Raw genomic sequence first — 15546 nt, 5'->3', positions numbered from 1 at the left:
CGCGAACCACCACAAAGGACCAAGACCATGCAGCGTAGAAATTTCCTCAAATATGCCCTCGCCGGTGCCGGTGCTGTCTCCGCCGCGGCACTGACCGGCTGCGGCCTCACCAACCCCGGCGGTGCCGGCGCCAGCGGCGGCAAGACGATCAAGATTATCGTCACCGAGTCCGCCCCGTACCAGGAACCGACCAAGCTGGCCCAGAAGCTGCTCGCGGCCCAGGGCTGGACCCTGGAGCCCACGTACGTCACGGACATCATCCAGCCCAACCTGGCCGTGGCCAACGGCGAATTCGACGCCAACTTCTTCCAGCACAACGCCTACCTGAAGCAGTTCAACCAGGACAAGGGCCTGGAGAACGTGGGACTGTTCTACGTCTACAGCGCCCCGGGCGGCATCTGGTCTGACAAGTACAAGTCCCTGAACGAGCTCCCGGACGGCGCCAAGATCGGCATTCCCGTGGACCCGGCGAACAACGGCCGTGCCCTGTTCATGCTGCGCGACGCCGGCCTGCTGGAGCTGTCTGACGCCACCGTGATCCACACCTCGCAAAAGAACATCGCGGCCAACCCGAAGAAGCTGCAGTTCGTGGAAGTGGACCAGCAGTCCCTCGCCAAGACCCTTCCTGATGTCGACGCCGGCTTCCTGGTCGCCCGCATGGCCGCGGATGCCGGGCACAGCAAGGACGACGCGCTGGCCTTCGAAACGGATGCGGACCAGGTCCCGTTCCGGATCGTGGTTGCCGGGCGGAAGGATTTTGCCGGGTCGGAGAAGGCCGCGGCCCTTAAGGCCGCCTTCCAGTCCCCGGAGGTCAAGGCCTGGTTTGCCAGCTACCAGAAGGGCATCCTGCCCACCCCCTGGGACCAGGATCCCGCCGCCGACGCCGCCAAGCTCTAGCCCGGCCACCAGCAACCAAGGGAACGCATGTCCTACGCACCAGAGACCACAGCTCCCGGAGCACCATCGGTCGCAGCCGCCTACACCGAGGCGCCGTCGGCCGAAGCCGCCTACGAGAGGCTGGCGCAGCGTTTCCGGCCCGTGTTTGCCCGGATCGCGGAGGGCGCGCTGGCCCGCGAGCAGGACAGGGTCCTGCCCTTCGAACAGGTCCGCTGGCTGAACGAGGAAGGCTTCGGCCGGCTGCGGGTGCCCACGGAACACGGGGGCGACGGCATCGGCTTTGAGCCCTTCTTCCGGCTGCTCATCGAACTCGCCGAGGCGGATTCCTCCGTGGCCCACCTCTACCGCTCGCACTTCGCGTTCGTGGAAACCGTCGGTCTGGAATCCGCGGACTTCCGGAACCGCTGGTACCCGAAAGTGGTGGCCGGCGAGATCTTTGGAAACGCCGCCACGGAGAAATCCGGCAATGTCCTCGGCACCACCGGAACCAAGCTGACCCGCCACGGCGGGGACTGGCTCTTGAACGGCAGGAAGTACTACACCACCGGCACCATCTTCGCCGAGTGGATTGCCGTCATGGCCAGCACCGCGGGCGTGGAGGGCCGGCAGTACGCCGTGGTCAGCACCACCCAGCCCGGAGTGGAAATCCTCGACGACTGGGACGGGTTCGGCCAGCAGCTGACCGGCACCGGCACCACGATTTTCCGTGACGCCGTGGTGCCGGACACCAACATCATCCGGCGCTCGGAATCCACCACGCACGAGCCGGCCTTCTTCCAGCTGGTCCTGCTCGCCGTCCTGGCGGGCATCGGCCGGGCGGCGCTGGCCGACGCGAGGGCGCTGGTCCGCGACCGCAAACGGACCTTCAACACCGGTTCCGGCGAGCTGTTCCGCAGCGACCCGCTGATCCTGCAGCTCGTCGGCCAGCTCTCGGCCAAGGTCTTCGCGGCGGAATCCGTGGTGCTGGCCGCCGCCCGGGAGCTCGACGCCGGCGCGGACCAGAACCTGGATCTCACCCCGGAACAACGCTACGTCCGCGGCGAGATCGCGGTGGAAAAGGCGCAGCTGCTGGTGCCCGAACTCGTCCAGTCCGCGGCCCAGCAGCTCTTCGACGTCACCGGGGCATCCGCCACGTCGAAGTCGAAATCGCTGGACCGGCACTGGCGCAACGCCAGGACCGTTTCCACCCACAACCCCGCCGTGTTCAAGGCCCGCACCGTGGGCGACTACGAAGTCAACGGCACCACTCCCGAAGGGCTGCACAGCATCGGCGACGCCCGCACCGCCGCGCAGGCAGGGTGAGGCGGGCCGCAGCCGGATAGCCCGCGCAGCCGGGCAGGCCGCAGCCGGATAGGCTCGTGCCATGGACGTTGCCACCCTCCGCGAGATCTGCCTGAGCTTCCCCGGTGCGTTTGAGGATTTTCCTTTCGGCCCGGAGACATCGGTTTTCAAGGTGCGGGCGGGGATCGCCGGCGGCACGAGGCAGGACGCCAAGATGTTCGCGGCATCGGCCATGGACCCGGCCGACTGGTCCGTGAGCCTCAAATGCGAGCCGGCCCTGGCCGAACAGCTGCGGGCCATCCACCCGGAAATCACCGGCGCCTGGCATATGAACAAGACGCACTGGAACGGGGTCCGGCTGGACGGATCGTTGCCGGACGGCATGATCCGGGACATGGTGGAGGATTCCTATGACCTGGTGGTCGCCTCGTTCAGCCGGAAGCAGCGGGAACAGCTGGGCTGGGCGGGACTGGCCAGGGGCGAGGACACATGAGCGGTGATCCTGGTGCCGGCGCGCGGGACGGGCTGAACTATCCGGGCATTGGCTCCACTGAGCACGGCCAGGCGCCGAAGGGCTTTCCCTGCCTGGTGTCCCGGGCATACCTCGGCGACGGCCCGGCACTGTACCGGAGGGTGGCGCAGGGGATTCTGACGTGGCAGCTGCAGAGACGCTCCGGGCTGCGCGTCCGCACCGACTCCGACGCCGTCGTGCCCGGCGCGCGCGTGGTGAGCGGATTCGGCGTCGGCCCCTTCCGGATCAACGCGCCCTGCGAGGTGGTGTGGGTGCGCCGGCCGGTGCCCGGCGACGGGCCGCAACGAGCCGGGTTCGGGTACGGCACACTGCCCGGTCATCCGGTGCGGGGCGAGGAGGCCTTCGAAGTGGAGATCGACGCCGCCGGCCGGGTGTTCCTGAAAATCACGGCCTTCAGCCGGCCGTCCAACTGGTTCTTCGCGGCCGGCCGCGCCCTCACGGGACGGGCACAAAGGCATGTCACTTCCCGCTACATTGGGAGTGCACACGAACTGGCCGCAGGTGAAAGCTGATCAGGAGCAGATGGATGCTGGAACAGAAAACCCTTGACCAATTGTGGAACTTCGACGACCCCGCCGGGTCCGAAGCCCGGTTCCGGGCGGCGGCCGCAGATGAACGCTACGACGCCGACGAACGCGCCGAACTCACCACCCAGCTGGGCCGGGCCATCGGGCTGCAGGGCCGCTACGAGGAAGCCGACGCCCTGCTGGATGCGGTTGATGCCGACGAGCCCACCGTCGCGGTGCGGGTGCTGCTGGAACGCGGCCGGGTGCTCAATTCCAGCGGCCACCCCGAGATGGCCGTGCCGCTGTTTGAACAGGCGGCCGAACTGGCTGACTACCTGGTCGAGGAATTCCTGGCCGTGGACGCGCTGCACATGCTCGCCATTGCCGACTCCGCCCACGCCGAGACCTGGACCCGGAGCGCCCTGGAGTACGCGTCCACGGTTCACGATGAGCGGACCAAACGGTGGGTGGTTTCGCTGCACAACAACCTCGGCTGGACGCTGCATGACGCCGGCCGGTGCACCGAGGCCATGGTGGAGTTCCAGCTCGCCGAACAGTGGGCCGACCGGATCGGCACCCCGCGGCAGCAGGAACTGGCCCGCGAGGCCATCAAGGCCTGTTGACCCGCCAACTGGCCATGTGACCCGGCATTGTCATGCTGGAAGAATGGAACCTCCGGAAAACCAATGAAAGGCTTCAGCCCATGATCTTCATCGTCGTCAAATTCAAGGTCAAGCCGGACTGGTCGGAGCGCTGGCTGGGACTCGTGAACGATTTCACCCAGGCCACCCGCCAGGAGCCCGGCAACCTGTGGTTCGACTGGTCCCGCAGTGTGGAGGACCCCAATGAATTCGTCCTGGTTGAGGCCTTCAAGGATGACGCCGCCGGGGCCCACGTGAACAGCGCCCACTTCAAGCAGGCTATGGCGGACATGCCTCAGGCGCTGGCCGAGACGCCCCGGATCATCAGCCGGCAGCTCGACGGCGACGGCTGGGACCGGATGGGCGAGCTCACCATCTAACCGGCATCGATTGCAGTGGGCCCACGCCGGCAGGGTTCCCTGGCCGGGCTTGCGAGGCTAGGGGGCAGCTGGGGAGCAATGGATACGCTTATGGCATGTGGATCGGCTGGATTGAATTCGACATCCTTCTGGGCGACGTTCACAGCCTGAAGGAGAAACGTTCCATGGTGCGGCCGCTGCTTGCGGAGCTGAAGCGCCGCTTTGATGTCTCCGTGGCCGAGGTCGGGGACCACGAGCAACACCGGCGCACGCAGTTGGGCGCCGGCCTGGTGGCAGCAGACCGGGCACACGTCGTGGAGGTACTGACCGCCGTCGAACGCTTCGTGGCGGCCCGGCCCGAACTCGAACTCCTCAGCGCACGGCAACGGGAGCTCCGCAGCGACGATTAAACAACGCGGGGTCACTTACCGCCCGTCCCGAGGGGATTTATGGGCGGTAAGTGACCCCGCGTTGCTTTGAGCGGTGGGGCTTAGCCGAAGTACTTCGGCAGGGTCGCCTCGTGGGCTTCGCGGAGCGCGTCGAGGCTCATGGTCTCGACACCGTTGATCTCCAGCGTGCCGCCCTCGGCGTCCACCACACCGATCCGGACGTGCGCGAAGCCGCGGGCGGTGCACATGTCCGTGAAGCGGATTTCCTCCGAGCGGGGCACAGCGACGACGGCGCGGCCCTGGGTTTCGGAGAACAGCGCCGTGAACAGGTCCACGCCGTCGCGGTCCAGGACGTCCTGCAGGGCGATTCGGGCGCCCACGCCGTAACGCAGGGACGACTCCACGAGGGCCGCGGCGAGGCCGCCTTCGGAGAGGTCGTGGGCGGAATCCACCATGCCGTCGCGGGAGGCGTTGATCAGGATCTGTCCCAGTTCGCGCTCGGCGTCGAGGTCAACCTTCGGCGGCAGGCCGCCCAGGTGTCCGCGCATGTTCGACCATTCCGAACCGTCCAGCTCTGCCGCCGTCGTGCCCAGCAGGTAGATGGCCTGGCCGTCTTCCTTCCAGCCCGACGGCGTGCGGCGGGCGACGTCGTCGAACTTGCCCAGCACTGCCACCACGGGGGAGGGGTGGATGGGGGTGGTCCCGGTCTGGTTGTACAGCGAGACGTTGCCGCCGGTGACCGGGATGCCGAGGACCATGCAGGCGTCGGACAGGCCGCGGATGGCTTCGGCGAGCTGCCACATGACGTCGGGGTCCTCGGGGGAGCCGAAGTTCAGGCAGTCGCTGACGGCCATCGGCACGGCACCTGAGGTGGCGACGTTGCGGTAGGCCTCGGCCAGGGCCAGCTGAGCGCCGTGGTACGGGTCCAGGTAGGTGTAGCGGCCGTTGGCGTCGGTGGCCAGGGCCACGCCGAGGCCGGTTTCCTCGTCCACCCGGACCACGCCGGCGTCGTCCGGGAACGCCATGGCGGTGTTGCCGCCGACGTAGCGGTCGTACTGCTTGGTGATCCAGGACTTGTCGCACATGTTCGGGGAGGCGACGAGCTCGGTGATGGCGGCGGCCAGGTCCGCCGGGGCGGAGGGACGGCCGGCGTCCTGCACGGACCCGGTGAAGGAGTCGGCCTGGACGGCGTCCTGCCATTCGGGGCGGGCATACGGTCGGTCGTAGACCGGGCCGTCGTGGGCCACGGTGCGCGGGTCGACGTCGACAATGACCTCGCCTTCCCACGTGATGATGAGGCGGCCGGTGTCGGTCACCTCGCCCAGCCAGGAGTACTCCACCGCCCACTTGTCCATGACCGCTTCAAACGCGGCGATGTTTTCCGGGGTGACCACGGCCATCATGCGTTCCTGCGACTCGGACATCAGGATTTCGCCCGGGGTCAGGGTGGGGTCGCGGAGCAGCACGGAGGTCAGCTCGACTTCCATGCCGCCGTCGCCGTTGGAGGCAAGCTCGGAGGTGGCGCAGGAAATGCCGGCGGCGCCGAGGTCCTGGATGCCCTCCACCAGGGATCCCTTGAACAGCTCCAGGCAGCACTCGATCAGGACCTTCTCGGCGAACGGGTCGCCCACCTGGACCGCGGGGCGCTTGGACGGCTTGGTGTCATCGAAGGACTCCGAGGCCAGCACGGAGGCGCCGCCGATGCCGTCGCCGCCGGTGCGGGCACCGAACAGCACCACCTTGTTGCCCTTGCCGGAGGCGTTCGCGAGGCGGATGTCCTCGTGGCGCATCACGCCGACGGCCAGCGCGTTCACCAGCGGGTTGCCCTGGTACACGGAGTCGAAGACCATTTCGCCGCCGATGTTGGGCAGGCCCAGCGAGTTGCCGTAGCCGCCGATCCCTGCCACCGCGCCGTGCATGACGCGGGCGGTGTCCGGGTGGTCAATGGCGCCGAAGCGCAGCGGATCCATCACCGCTACCGGGCGGGCGCCCATAGAGATGATGTCGCGGACAATGCCGCCGATGCCGGTTGCGGCGCCCTGGTAGGGCTCCACGAACGACGGCGAGTTGTGGGACTCAATCTTGAACGTCACGGCCCAGCCGTCGCCCAGGTTGGTGACACCGGCGTTTTCGCCGATTCCCACGAGCATGTCCTTCTTCATTTCCTCGGTCACCTTGTCGCCGAACTGGCGCAGGTGGTTCTTCGAGGACTTGTAGGAGCAGTGTTCGCTCCACATCACCGAGTACATGGCCAGTTCCGCGCCGGTGGGGCGGCGGCCCAGGACCTTGACCACCTCGTCGAACTCGTTCTGCTTCAGGCCCAGTTCGGCCCAGGGGAGTTCGGTGTCCGGGGTCTTGGCCGCGTTCTCGACGGTGTCGATGTTGAACTTCCGGGCGGTCTCCGCGGGTGCCGCCACTGCGGGTGTCTCCGTCATTTGTTGTCTCCCACGATCTTGTTCAGGACAGAGGTGAAGAACCCGAGGCCCTCGGTGCCGGAGCCGAGCTCGGGACCGAAGCCGGCCTCCACAGCGTGCTCGGGGTGCGGCATGAGGCCCACCACGTTGCCCGCGGCGTTGGAAATGCCGGCGATGTCGCGCCGAGAGCCGTTCGGGTTGAAGCCGACGTAGCGGAACACAACGCGGCCTTCGGCCTCGAGCGCGTCCAGGGTCTTCTCGTCGGCGATGTACTGGCCGTCCTGGTTCTTCAGCGGCACGGTGATTTCCTGGCCGGCGGCGTAGTCCCCGGTCCAGGCGGTGGTGTTGTTTTCCACGCGCAGGACCTGGTCGCGGCACATGAACTTCAGGTGGTCGTTCTTGATCATGGAACCGGGCAGCAGGTGCGACTCGGTCAGGATCTGGAAGCCGTTGCAGATGCCCAGCACGGGCAGCTTGGCCTCGGAATTGGCGGCGTCGATGATCCTGGACATCAGCGGCGCGAAGCGGGCGATCGCGCCGGCGCGGAGGTAATCGCCGTACGAGAACCCGCCGGGAATCACGACGGCGTCAACGTCACCCAGGGTGGTGCCGGCGTGCCAGAGCTCCACCGGGGTGGCGCCGGCCAGACGGACCGCACGGGCGGCGTCGCGGTCGTCCAGGGTGCCGGGGAAGGTGACGACGCCGATCTTCGCACCCGCGAGCCGGGGGTTGGCGGCGACGGCGACGGCCTCGCCGATCAGGGGGAGTTCAGTCATTTCAGGCCTCAACGACCTCGACGTTGACGACGTCCTCGATGACCGGGTTGGACAGCAGGGTCTCCGCGGCGTCGCGGGCCTGGGCCAGGATCTCCTCGGTCACCTCGCCGTCGACCGTGAGTTCAAAGCGCTTGCCCTGGCGGACAGAGCTGAAAGCGGTGAAGCCCAGCCGGGGCAGAGCACCGACGATGGCCTTCCCCTGCGGGTCCAGAATCTCGGGCTTGGGCATGACGTCGACAACGATCCGGGGCATCCGGTAACTCCTGTGCGTGAGCGTTGGGTAAGGGCGCAGCGGAGTGGTGCCGTCTCACGCCGATCCGCTGTGTGTTGGACTGGTGAATACAGCGTGAAAGGGCGCTCCGCGAGCTTGCATGCCCATTCTACCGGCCACCGTGCGTCCGGCCGTATTCGGGCGGGGAGTGTGAACGCGGCCTCCCCGGCAGGTCCTTGAGCTGGGGAGATGGCGTCGCGGGGGCGGCTGCGCCCTATGGTCGGGGCTGCCGCGGGTCAGTAGGATGTGCGCATGGCTGAGAAACCGAAATCCGTGGTGTTGTCTGTTGTGGCCGTCGCAGTGTTCGCCGGGCTGGGCCGGATGGTTCTGCAGAAGATCAAGGCTGACCGTGCGGCGAAGGCGACCAAGGTGGCCGGCCCCCTGGATGAGAAGACCCGCGCATGGATCAGCGACGTGGTCCGGACTCCCCGAAAATAGGCCGGCGGATCACGAGCGGGCCGGCGGCGGGCCCGAAGATCGTAAGTCGTCGCGGCCTCCGGCGCTGAGCCGGCGCATGCTGGCGTAGGCACTGTGCCAGCCGGAGTCCAATTGACGCAGTTCAGCATCCTCGCCATCGCATCGTGTCGTATTGCGTGACAAATTTTAAATACCTCCTTGTGGTCTATGTCATATCTCGCTCTCGGTCTGTACTGTATGAATCGGCTGGTATCCGTGGGGGCGGGCCGGGCGACCGCCCGGTGAGTTCCCGCCAGTCCGTTGGGCCCGGCGTTGGAGTCGGGCCGTTCCTTTACGAAAGGTTCAAACACTCGTGACATCACCAGGAAAGAGCTTCCTTCGAAGCGGGGGACTCCGGAGGGCCGCGGCACTGACCCTGGGCTTGCCGGTTCTTCTGTCCAGCATCGCGATCGCCCCCGCCAATGCGGCCCCGGCGCAAGGCCCGGGCGTAGCCGGCGTCGCACAGAAGAATATTGATCCGAACAACTACAAGGACGGCCGCTACATAGTGGTCATGGCGGAGAAGCCTTCCGCGACTTACGACGGCGGGACGGCCGGCCTGCCGGCCACCAAGCCTGCCTCCGGCAAGAAACTGGATGCCACCAAGGCCGAAGTCAAGCAGTACAAGGCCCACCTGGAACAGAAGCAGGCCCAGGTGGCCGGCCAGCAGGGCGTCAAGATGCAGCGCCAGTTCACCGCAGCCCTCAACGGCTTCAGCGCCAAGCTGACCGCGGACCAGGCCGTGAAACTGGCCCGGGACCCGTCGGTCCTCGTCGTCGCGCCGGACACGGAGAACGCACCCGATTACTCCACCGCCGACTTCCTGAAGCTCAGCGGGCCCAACGGCACGTGGAACACCAAGTTCGGCGGCCAGGACGCGGCCGGCAAGGGCGTCGTGGTCGGCGTCATTGACACCGGCTACACCCCCTCCAGCGCCTACTTTGCCGGCCAGGAGGTCAAGCCCCTCACCGGAAATCCCGTCGTCGGCGTGCCGTACCGCACCCCGGACGGCAAGATCGCGATGCTCAAAGCCGACGGCGAAACCTTCAAGGGCGAATGCCAGGTCGGCACCGACTTCGACGGCACCGCCTGCAACTCCAAGGTCCTGAGCGCCCGCTACTTTGGCGAGGACTTCGCGGCCACTGTCCCGCCGGAAGACTGGGCTCCGGGCGAACGGCTGTCCCCGGTCGACGCCGCCAGCCACGGAACCCACACCGCCAGCACGGCTGCCGGCAACGCCAATGTCGAGGCCATGGTTGACGGCAGGAGCTTCGGGCTGACCAGCGGCATCGCGCCGGCCGCCAAGCTCTCCGTTTACAAGGTCTGCTGGGAAGACAACGATCCCAACTCCGGTGGGTGCTACTCGTCCGCGTCCGTCGAGGCCATCAACAAGGCCATCGAGGACGGCGTGGACGTCCTGAACTACTCCATCTCCGGCGCCACGGATACCACCACCGATCCGGTCTCCCTGGCATTCCTGTCCGCCGCCTCGGCCGGGATCTTCGTCGCGGTCTCCGCCGGCAACTCCGGCCCGACCGCCAGCACCGTCAACCACGGCGCGCCCTGGCTGACCACGGTCGCGGCCACCAGCTTCTCGCAGGAACTGCAGGGCACGGTCGAGTTCTCCGACGGCAGCAAATACCGCGGCGCCAGCATCATGAACGGCCAGGTTTCCAATGCCGGCGTCGTGCTGGCAGCCAACGCAGGAGCCGCCGGGAAAGCCAGCCCGAATCTGTGCGGCCCCGATTCGCTGGACCCGGCCAAAATCACCGGCAAAGTTGTGGTCTGTGACCGCGGCGTCGTGGACCGCGTCGCAAAGAGCGCCGAAGTCAAGCGCGGAGGCGGCGTCGGCATGATCCTCGTCAACCTGTCCGTCTCCTCACTGGACACGGATAAACACTCAGTCCCCACCGTCCACGTGAACCCGCCCGCCACCGAGGCCATCAAGGCCAAGGTCACGGCCAATCCGGCCATCACGGTTTCCCTGGTCAACAAGGACACCACCGGACTGCCCCTCGAGGCGCAGCCGCAGATCGCCGGGTTCTCTTCCCGCGGCCCGCTGCTCGCTGAAGGCTCCGACCTCCTCAAGCCCGACGTCGCGGCGCCCGGCGTGGCCGTGCTGGCCGGCGTTTCGCCGATCGGCACCGGAGGCGACAACTTCGGTTTCCTTTCCGGCACCTCAATGGCCTCCCCGCACGTAGCCGGCTTCGGCGCGCTGATCCTGGCCATGAAGCCCACGTGGTCCCCGGCGGCGGTCAAATCCGCGATGATGACCACCACTAGCGACGTCAAGAACGCCGACGGATCCAAGAACACCGATGTCTTTGCCACCGGCGCAGGCCAGGTGGACCCGGCCCGCGTGCTGGATCCGGGCCTCGTCTACGACGCCAGCGAGGCAGACTACCTGGAGTTCATCCACGGAACCACCAAGGCGCGGGACATGAACCTGCCCTCCTTCGCCCTCGGCAACCTGGCCGGGAAGATCGAGGTCACCCGCACGCTGACCGCCCTGACCCCGGGGGTCTACAAGGCCCAGTTCAACGTTCCCGGCATCAAGGTCAGCGTGACCCCGGCTGTTCTGAACTTCCGCGCCGCCGGCGAGAAGCGCACGTTCAAGGTCTCCTTTGAGAACCAGGGCGCGCCCCTTGGCAAGTTCGCGACCGGTTCGCTGACCTGGCAGGGCGCCAATAAGAATGTGGCGTCGCCGATCGCGGTCCGTCCGCAGTCGGTCGTGGCCTTGTCCGACGTCGCCTTCACCTCCGAGGGTGGCAGCGGTTCCGGTGCCATCAAGGTGGTCTCCGGCACGAACGCGCCGACCAACATGACCCTCGACGGTCTTTCGAAGGCCGACTCCACGGCCGTCGAGCTCGTCCCGGGTCCGTTCACCGGCGGCCCGGATGCCTCCAACGTAGTCAAGGACGTCACAGTCGTGGCCGGCTCCCCGCTGGCCAAGTTCTCGGTCATTTCCGCGGATCCGAAGGCTGACTTCGACATGTACGTCATGACCCCGAACGGTCCGCTGACGGTCGCGACGTCGTCGGCCAGCGAATCGGTGTCCATCCCCAACCCGACCCCGGGTAAGTACACGATCTACGCCAACCTGTACGCCAGCCCGAACAACCAGGCCACCAAGGCCTCGGTCGACGCCGCCGTGCTCGGCAAGGTCGAGGGCAAGGCCTCGCTGAGCCCGAACCCGCTCCGGCTCGCCAACGGCAAGGCCGGCAAGGTCACGCTGAGCTGGGATGGGCTTCAGGTCGGTTCGTACATCGGCCGGGTCACCTTCGCCGGCGCCAGCGATCCCACGTTCGTCTCAGTCCTGGTGACCCCGGCCGGGACCGTCGTGGTCCCGCCGACCTCCGAGGACCAGGATTCCAATGACGGTCCGGGTGACGACGCCGATGGCGACAACTCCCACAAGGACAAGAAGGACAAGGGCAAGAAGGTGAAGGAGGAGCAGGGCAAGATGCAGAACAGCGATCAGTCCTTCGCCCCGAACTACGCCATCTAGGCGACGCCATTTAGGCAGAAGCAGCACCAAAATACGGCATCGGCCGGCGGCTCACACCGCCGGCCGTTGCCGTTTAATCCGCCGGGGGCGGAGCCGGGAGAGCCGAGCGCGCGGGAAAGGTCGGGGCGGACCCGGTCCCGGGCCGGCCGGCGGAGCCTGGAGAGCCCAGAGGCCGCGGGCGTCCGTGCCGTGAAGGCTCAGATTGCCCCGGTGGATCCCGCAACCCCGCCCAGCAGCGGCGCCATCGCCCGCCAGCGGGCGATCTCGCAGCCATCGGTGCGGCTGAACGTGCTGTGGACTTCCCGGCCCAGGAACCAGCCGGTCACCACGGCGACCTGCGGACCCCCGTACTGCTGCGTGCACATCTTCGGCGGCCCCGGCTTGGGAAAGAAGATCGCCTCGCCGTGGCGCCGGACGGCCGCGAGGGCGGCGGCGGGATCCGGCAGGGTGGATGCGGCGGAGGCGGCGCCGTCGCCGGCTTCCAGCCTGAAGGTGTATTCGGGCGCGCCGGGAGCCTCGGTGAGGCGAACGGTCAGCTCGACGTCGTTGCGCCCGTGCCGGTCGTCGCGGGGGCTGGCTGTGTCTGTCATGACGGTCCCTTCAAGCTGTTGTCCGGTTCCGTGTGCCGGTCTGCGGTGGTGGGGGCGGACTCGGCCGCGGCGTTGAGCTGCGGCGTTAGCTCCTGCAGCAGCCGCCCCCGCAGCTGCTGCGATTCGGCCGCGAACGCCCGCTGATAGTCAACGTACTCGGCTTTACCTTCCGGTGTCTCGATCCGGATCGCCGGATACCCCCAGTCGGCGAGGTCGTACGGCGACGCCCGCATGTCCATGGCCCGGATCCGCCACGAGAGTTCGAAACAGTCCATGACGAGCTCGCTGGGCAGCAACGGGGACAGCTTGTAGGCCCACTTGTATAGGTCCATGTTGGCGTGCAGGCAGCCCGGCTGCTCCATGGTGCGCTGGTTCCCCCGGCTGGGAACCATGCTGTTCAGCGGAACGGCGTCCGGGGTGTAGAAGCGGAAGGCGTCGAAGTGCGAGCACCGGATCCGGTTCTCCTCCACCACCTCGTCGGTGCGCCCGGACCCCAGCCGCAGCTGCAGGTACTCGTGCCGGAGATCGAACTTGTCCTGCCGGTAGACCATGGCCCACTCGTGCAGCCCGAAGCAGCCGAACTGGGCCGGCCGCGCGGCAGTCCCGGCCAGGATGATCCCTGCGAACTGCAGTGCCTCCCGGCGCTCCCTCAGGAAGGCGTCGACGTCGACCGTCACCGCCGGCGACTCCGCCGGCAGCCCGGCGGCCGCGAGTTCTGCGGCGTCGGCCGCGCGGTAATACTTCCACCCGGTCCGCGCCTCAGCCTCGGGGCCGGAGAGCACGACGCCGGCGCCCGGGTGCCAGCGCAGCAGCTGACCGGGCTTCTGGGTGTAGTAGGTGAAGAGGAAGTCCTCCACCGGGTGCTTCCGGCCGGCGGAGCGCCGCTCGAGGTAGGGGTCCGCGTAGCGGCGGACATGTTGGACGTGGGCGGTCTGGCGCGGCAGCCATTCTTCCTGCTGGAGGTGCAAGGGCTTAGCTCGCCCCGCCGGATGAGCCCAGAACATCTTTGGCGGCGTTCCAGGCGGCGATTTCACAGCCGTTTGTCAGGCTGAAGCTCGCCTGAACCGCCCTGCCATCCACGACGCCGGTGACTGTGGCCACCTGCGGGCCGCCGTACTGCTGGGTGCAGGTCTGGTTCTTGGCGGGCGGGGCGGGGCTGAGGATGGCCGGGTTGTTCTTGATGGCGATGCACGCGGCGGCGGCGTTGGGGTGCTGGCTTTCGGCCGCCGGAACCCCGTTTTGGCACACCAGCGTGAAGTTGGCCGCGGTGCCGGTTTCGTTCGGCTTGACCATGATGGCGAGTTCGGCGTTGCCCTTGCCCGGTCCGGACGGCAGCGGGACGGCGGAGGGGGACGGTGCCGGCGAGGTCGTCTCCGTCTCCGGCGACGGCGAGCCCGACGGCGCTGTGGGTGACGGGCTGGAGGGGGTGCCCGACGTCGTGCTGGGGGAGGGAGAAGGTGTGGGCCCGCCGTTCGGCGTGCAGGCGGCCAGTCCGGCCACGGCCACCAGGACGGCCGCCAGGACAAGTGCCGGGCGGCCCGATTGCGTGCGCATCAGCAGTCCTCCTCTGTTTTGCCCAGTCTACCGCCGGGGCGCGTCCTCCGGGCCGGGCCGTGTGGCGGCGATCAGGTCCATCATGGTGGCGTGCAGCTGGCCGACCTGTTCACGGGTCAGGCCCAGCCGGGCCATCATGATGCCCGGGACTTCGGTGGCCTGCTCCCGAAGGGCGGCGCCGCGCGGCGTCAGCCGGACATCCAGGGTGCGCTCGTTGCCTTCCATCCGCTGGCGGGTGATGAAGCCGGCCGTCTCGAGCCGGCGCAGCAGCGGCGAGATGGTTGCCGGCTCCTGGGCCAGGGCGTCGCTGATGTCGCGGACCGACCGCGGGCTCGCTTCCCACAGGCACAACATCACGAGGTACTGCGGGTGGGTCAGGCCGAGCCTGTCCAGGACGGGCTTGTAAGCGCCCACGACGCTGCGGGAGGCCACCGTCAGGGCGAAGCAGAGCTGCTGTTCCAGCAGGAGGTCGTCCTGCGCTGCCTGGGCGTCCGGCAGGCCGTTCGTGGCGTGGCCGCCCTGAATTGCTGGGGTTCCTTGGGTCACACCGACTCCTTCGAATGATTAGTGCACTAATGATTAGCGTACACTGGGAGCATTGTCTTGCTCCCAGGAAAGGATAGCCATGGCCAAGGAAAACGCCGTCGAGAGGTTCATGCGGGCCACCGGGAAGTTCCGGGCGGTGTTCGGGCCGGCAAACCGCAGTTCACTCGGCCACGAGATGACCGACCAGAACAGGCGGCTGCTGGCGGCGCGGCAGGCTGAAACTGAACAGTGGGAGACCTTGCACCGGCCCGACGGCAGCACTTATGTGGTGCCCCGAAACCCTGACGACAAATCCCTGCGCTAGGTCCCTTTTAGCGCCACCTCACCCGGGCCATTTCCCGCTGCCGGGCGTAAAATGAGGGCACTGACACACCGCTGTGCAGCATCCTGAACCATCCGGGACGAGGAAAGGGGGTGGGACTAGTGACACGTGCTGTCAGAGCTTTCATGGAAAAGACCGACAAGCTGAGGCTGCTGTTCGGGCCCGCAAATCGAGGCGACACCGCGGCGCCTGTAGTTCACAAGCACGACGACTTCGAGCACGCCTCGGAAGACGACCTGGCAGGTTTCGAAGTCGAGACGGACGACCACGGACACCACTACGCTGTCCGGAAAACGGATCTCGGGAAAGAAGAGGTCTGACGAGGCCCGCTTCGCCGGTTCCGGGTACCGGGGGCGTCCTGGGCGGCCGCGTGGTACGCGGCCGGAAACGTGGGAATTCGGCAGGAAACGTGGGAATTCGGCCGGAGTTGTGGGGAAGCGGCCGACGACGGGCGGAGACGGGGAAGGGAGCGGCAGGTGCCGCTCCCTTCCCCGTCTTTATGCG

The 15546-nt window shown here is 67.5% G+C and carries 18 protein-coding genes; 11 read left to right on the top strand and 7 right to left on the bottom strand.

Annotated elements, in window-relative coordinates:
• Positions 1–27: 27 nt before the first annotated feature.
• The 7 genes from AC1D1A_RS09920 (at position 28) to AC1D1A_RS09890 (ending at position 4626) form a co-directional block, all read left to right on the top strand.
• The gene (locus AC1D1A_RS09920; protein ID WP_476850503.1) at positions 28–897 is read left to right on the top strand and encodes a MetQ/NlpA family ABC transporter substrate-binding protein; all 870 of its coding nucleotides are present in this window, start codon (positions 28–30) and stop codon (positions 895–897) included.
• A gap of 27 nt (positions 898–924) precedes the next feature.
• Positions 925–2199 (top strand): acyl-CoA dehydrogenase family protein, encoded by a 1275-nt coding sequence (locus tag AC1D1A_RS09915; protein WP_476947641.1) that lies wholly within the window; start codon positions 925–927, stop codon positions 2197–2199.
• 61 nt (positions 2200–2260) lie between these two features.
• On the top strand, positions 2261–2671 hold the full coding sequence (locus tag AC1D1A_RS09910) for an MmcQ/YjbR family DNA-binding protein (RefSeq protein ID WP_476850505.1): 411 nt from the start codon (positions 2261–2263) through the stop codon (positions 2669–2671).
• A complete protein-coding gene (locus tag AC1D1A_RS09905; protein WP_476931425.1) occupies positions 2668–3222 on the top strand; it encodes a DUF1990 family protein in 555 nt (184 codons plus the stop codon). The genes AC1D1A_RS09910 and AC1D1A_RS09905 overlap by 4 nt, the downstream gene beginning before the upstream one ends.
• A 14-nt stretch (positions 3223–3236) precedes the next feature.
• Positions 3237–3839 carry a tetratricopeptide repeat protein gene (locus AC1D1A_RS09900; RefSeq protein WP_243181450.1) on the top strand — a complete coding sequence of 201 codons (603 nt, stop codon included), beginning with the start codon at positions 3237–3239 and terminating at the stop codon, positions 3837–3839.
• Between the two features lie 80 nt (positions 3840–3919).
• The gene (locus AC1D1A_RS09895) at positions 3920–4237 is read left to right on the top strand and encodes a putative quinol monooxygenase (protein ID WP_079555298.1); all 318 of its coding nucleotides are present in this window, start codon (positions 3920–3922) and stop codon (positions 4235–4237) included.
• A gap of 95 nt (positions 4238–4332) precedes the next feature.
• Positions 4333–4626, top strand: a complete 294-nt coding sequence (locus AC1D1A_RS09890) for a DUF503 domain-containing protein (protein WP_476947640.1) — start codon at positions 4333–4335, stop codon at positions 4624–4626.
• Positions 4627–4706: 80 nt separating this feature from the next.
• On the opposite strand, the gene purL is transcribed toward AC1D1A_RS09890, so the two are convergent.
• The 3 genes from purL to purS are packed head-to-tail and all read right to left on the bottom strand — an operon-like array spanning position 4707 to position 8048.
• Entirely contained in the window at positions 4707–7040 is a 2334-nt protein-coding gene (purL, locus tag AC1D1A_RS09885; protein WP_243181452.1) for a phosphoribosylformylglycinamidine synthase subunit PurL, read from the bottom strand.
• Positions 7037–7795 carry a phosphoribosylformylglycinamidine synthase subunit PurQ gene (gene purQ, locus AC1D1A_RS09880; protein WP_476947639.1) on the bottom strand — a complete coding sequence of 253 codons (759 nt, stop codon included), beginning with the start codon at positions 7793–7795 and terminating at the stop codon, positions 7037–7039. Before purQ ends, purL begins: the two co-directional genes overlap by 4 nt.
• A gap of 1 nt (position 7796) precedes the next feature.
• The gene (purS, locus tag AC1D1A_RS09875; RefSeq protein ID WP_018776110.1) at positions 7797–8048 is read right to left on the bottom strand and encodes a phosphoribosylformylglycinamidine synthase subunit PurS; all 252 of its coding nucleotides are present in this window, start codon (positions 8046–8048) and stop codon (positions 7797–7799) included.
• A gap of 270 nt (positions 8049–8318) precedes the next feature.
• Between purS and AC1D1A_RS09870 the strand changes: the two genes are divergently transcribed.
• On the top strand, positions 8319–8504 hold the full coding sequence (locus tag AC1D1A_RS09870) for a hypothetical protein (protein WP_028278002.1): 186 nt from the start codon (positions 8319–8321) through the stop codon (positions 8502–8504).
• Between the two features lie 331 nt (positions 8505–8835).
• On the top strand, positions 8836–12030 hold the full coding sequence (locus tag AC1D1A_RS09865) for a S8 family serine peptidase (protein WP_476871038.1): 3195 nt from the start codon (positions 8836–8838) through the stop codon (positions 12028–12030).
• 197 nt (positions 12031–12227) lie between these two features.
• On the opposite strand, the gene AC1D1A_RS09860 is transcribed toward AC1D1A_RS09865, so the two are convergent.
• From AC1D1A_RS09860 to AC1D1A_RS09845, 4 genes are read right to left on the bottom strand one after another with little or no spacing between them, the layout of a single operon-like run.
• The gene (locus AC1D1A_RS09860) at positions 12228–12620 is read right to left on the bottom strand and encodes a serine protease inhibitor (RefSeq protein WP_476947638.1); all 393 of its coding nucleotides are present in this window, start codon (positions 12618–12620) and stop codon (positions 12228–12230) included.
• Positions 12617–13624 carry a 3-methyladenine DNA glycosylase gene (locus tag AC1D1A_RS09855; protein ID WP_476947637.1) on the bottom strand — a complete coding sequence of 336 codons (1008 nt, stop codon included), beginning with the start codon at positions 13622–13624 and terminating at the stop codon, positions 12617–12619. The genes AC1D1A_RS09860 and AC1D1A_RS09855 overlap by 4 nt, the downstream gene beginning before the upstream one ends.
• On the bottom strand, positions 13593–14174 hold the full coding sequence (locus AC1D1A_RS09850; protein ID WP_476871035.1) for an SSI family serine proteinase inhibitor: 582 nt from the start codon (positions 14172–14174) through the stop codon (positions 13593–13595). The genes AC1D1A_RS09855 and AC1D1A_RS09850 overlap by 32 nt, the downstream gene beginning before the upstream one ends.
• A 27-nt stretch (positions 14175–14201) precedes the next feature.
• A complete protein-coding gene (locus AC1D1A_RS09845; protein WP_476850579.1) occupies positions 14202–14672 on the bottom strand; it encodes a MarR family winged helix-turn-helix transcriptional regulator in 471 nt (156 codons plus the stop codon).
• Between the two features lie 127 nt (positions 14673–14799).
• On the opposite strand from AC1D1A_RS09845, the gene AC1D1A_RS09840 reads away from it, so the two are divergent.
• The gene (locus AC1D1A_RS09840) at positions 14800–15024 is read left to right on the top strand and encodes a hypothetical protein (RefSeq protein WP_028278007.1); all 225 of its coding nucleotides are present in this window, start codon (positions 14800–14802) and stop codon (positions 15022–15024) included.
• Positions 15025–15167: 143 nt separating this feature from the next.
• A complete protein-coding gene (locus tag AC1D1A_RS09835; RefSeq protein ID WP_043436631.1) occupies positions 15168–15362 on the top strand; it encodes a hypothetical protein in 195 nt (64 codons plus the stop codon).
• Positions 15363–15546 lie beyond the last annotated feature (184 nt).

The sequence above is a fragment of the Arthrobacter sp. P1_B9 genome (assembly GCF_056406495.1).
Note: the sequence above shows the minus strand (reverse complement) of the source record. Positions and strands in the feature narration are given on the sequence as shown.

Excerpts from the sequence above, each read along its gene's own strand:
- AC1D1A_RS09890 (WP_476947640.1), top strand. The coding sequence starts at position 4,333 with ATGTGGATCGGCTGGATTGAATTCGACATCCTTCTGGGCGACGTTCAC.
- purS (WP_018776110.1), bottom strand. The coding sequence starts at position 8,048 with ATGCCCCGGATCGTTGTCGACGTCATGCCCAAGCCCGAGATTCTGGAC.
- AC1D1A_RS09855 (WP_476947637.1), bottom strand. The coding sequence starts at position 13,624 with ATGTTCTGGGCTCATCCGGCGGGGCGAGCTAAGCCCTTGCACCTCCAG.
- AC1D1A_RS09860 (WP_476947638.1), bottom strand. The coding sequence starts at position 12,620 with ATGACAGACACAGCCAGCCCCCGCGACGACCGGCACGGGCGCAACGAC.
- purL (WP_243181452.1), bottom strand. The coding sequence starts at position 7,040 with ATGACGGAGACACCCGCAGTGGCGGCACCCGCGGAGACCGCCCGGAAG.
- AC1D1A_RS09900 (WP_243181450.1), top strand. The coding sequence starts at position 3,237 with ATGCTGGAACAGAAAACCCTTGACCAATTGTGGAACTTCGACGACCCC.
- AC1D1A_RS09915 (WP_476947641.1), top strand. The coding sequence starts at position 925 with ATGTCCTACGCACCAGAGACCACAGCTCCCGGAGCACCATCGGTCGCA.
- AC1D1A_RS09920 (WP_476850503.1), top strand. The coding sequence starts at position 28 with ATGCAGCGTAGAAATTTCCTCAAATATGCCCTCGCCGGTGCCGGTGCT.
- AC1D1A_RS09850 (WP_476871035.1), bottom strand. The coding sequence starts at position 14,174 with ATGCGCACGCAATCGGGCCGCCCGGCACTTGTCCTGGCGGCCGTCCTG.
- AC1D1A_RS09840 (WP_028278007.1), top strand. The coding sequence starts at position 14,800 with ATGGCCAAGGAAAACGCCGTCGAGAGGTTCATGCGGGCCACCGGGAAG.
- AC1D1A_RS09910 (WP_476850505.1), top strand. The coding sequence starts at position 2,261 with ATGGACGTTGCCACCCTCCGCGAGATCTGCCTGAGCTTCCCCGGTGCG.
- AC1D1A_RS09905 (WP_476931425.1), top strand. The coding sequence starts at position 2,668 with ATGAGCGGTGATCCTGGTGCCGGCGCGCGGGACGGGCTGAACTATCCG.
- AC1D1A_RS09895 (WP_079555298.1), top strand. The coding sequence starts at position 3,920 with ATGATCTTCATCGTCGTCAAATTCAAGGTCAAGCCGGACTGGTCGGAG.
- AC1D1A_RS09870 (WP_028278002.1), top strand. The coding sequence starts at position 8,319 with ATGGCTGAGAAACCGAAATCCGTGGTGTTGTCTGTTGTGGCCGTCGCA.
- purQ (WP_476947639.1), bottom strand. The coding sequence starts at position 7,795 with ATGACTGAACTCCCCCTGATCGGCGAGGCCGTCGCCGTCGCCGCCAAC.
- AC1D1A_RS09835 (WP_043436631.1), top strand. The coding sequence starts at position 15,168 with ATGGAAAAGACCGACAAGCTGAGGCTGCTGTTCGGGCCCGCAAATCGA.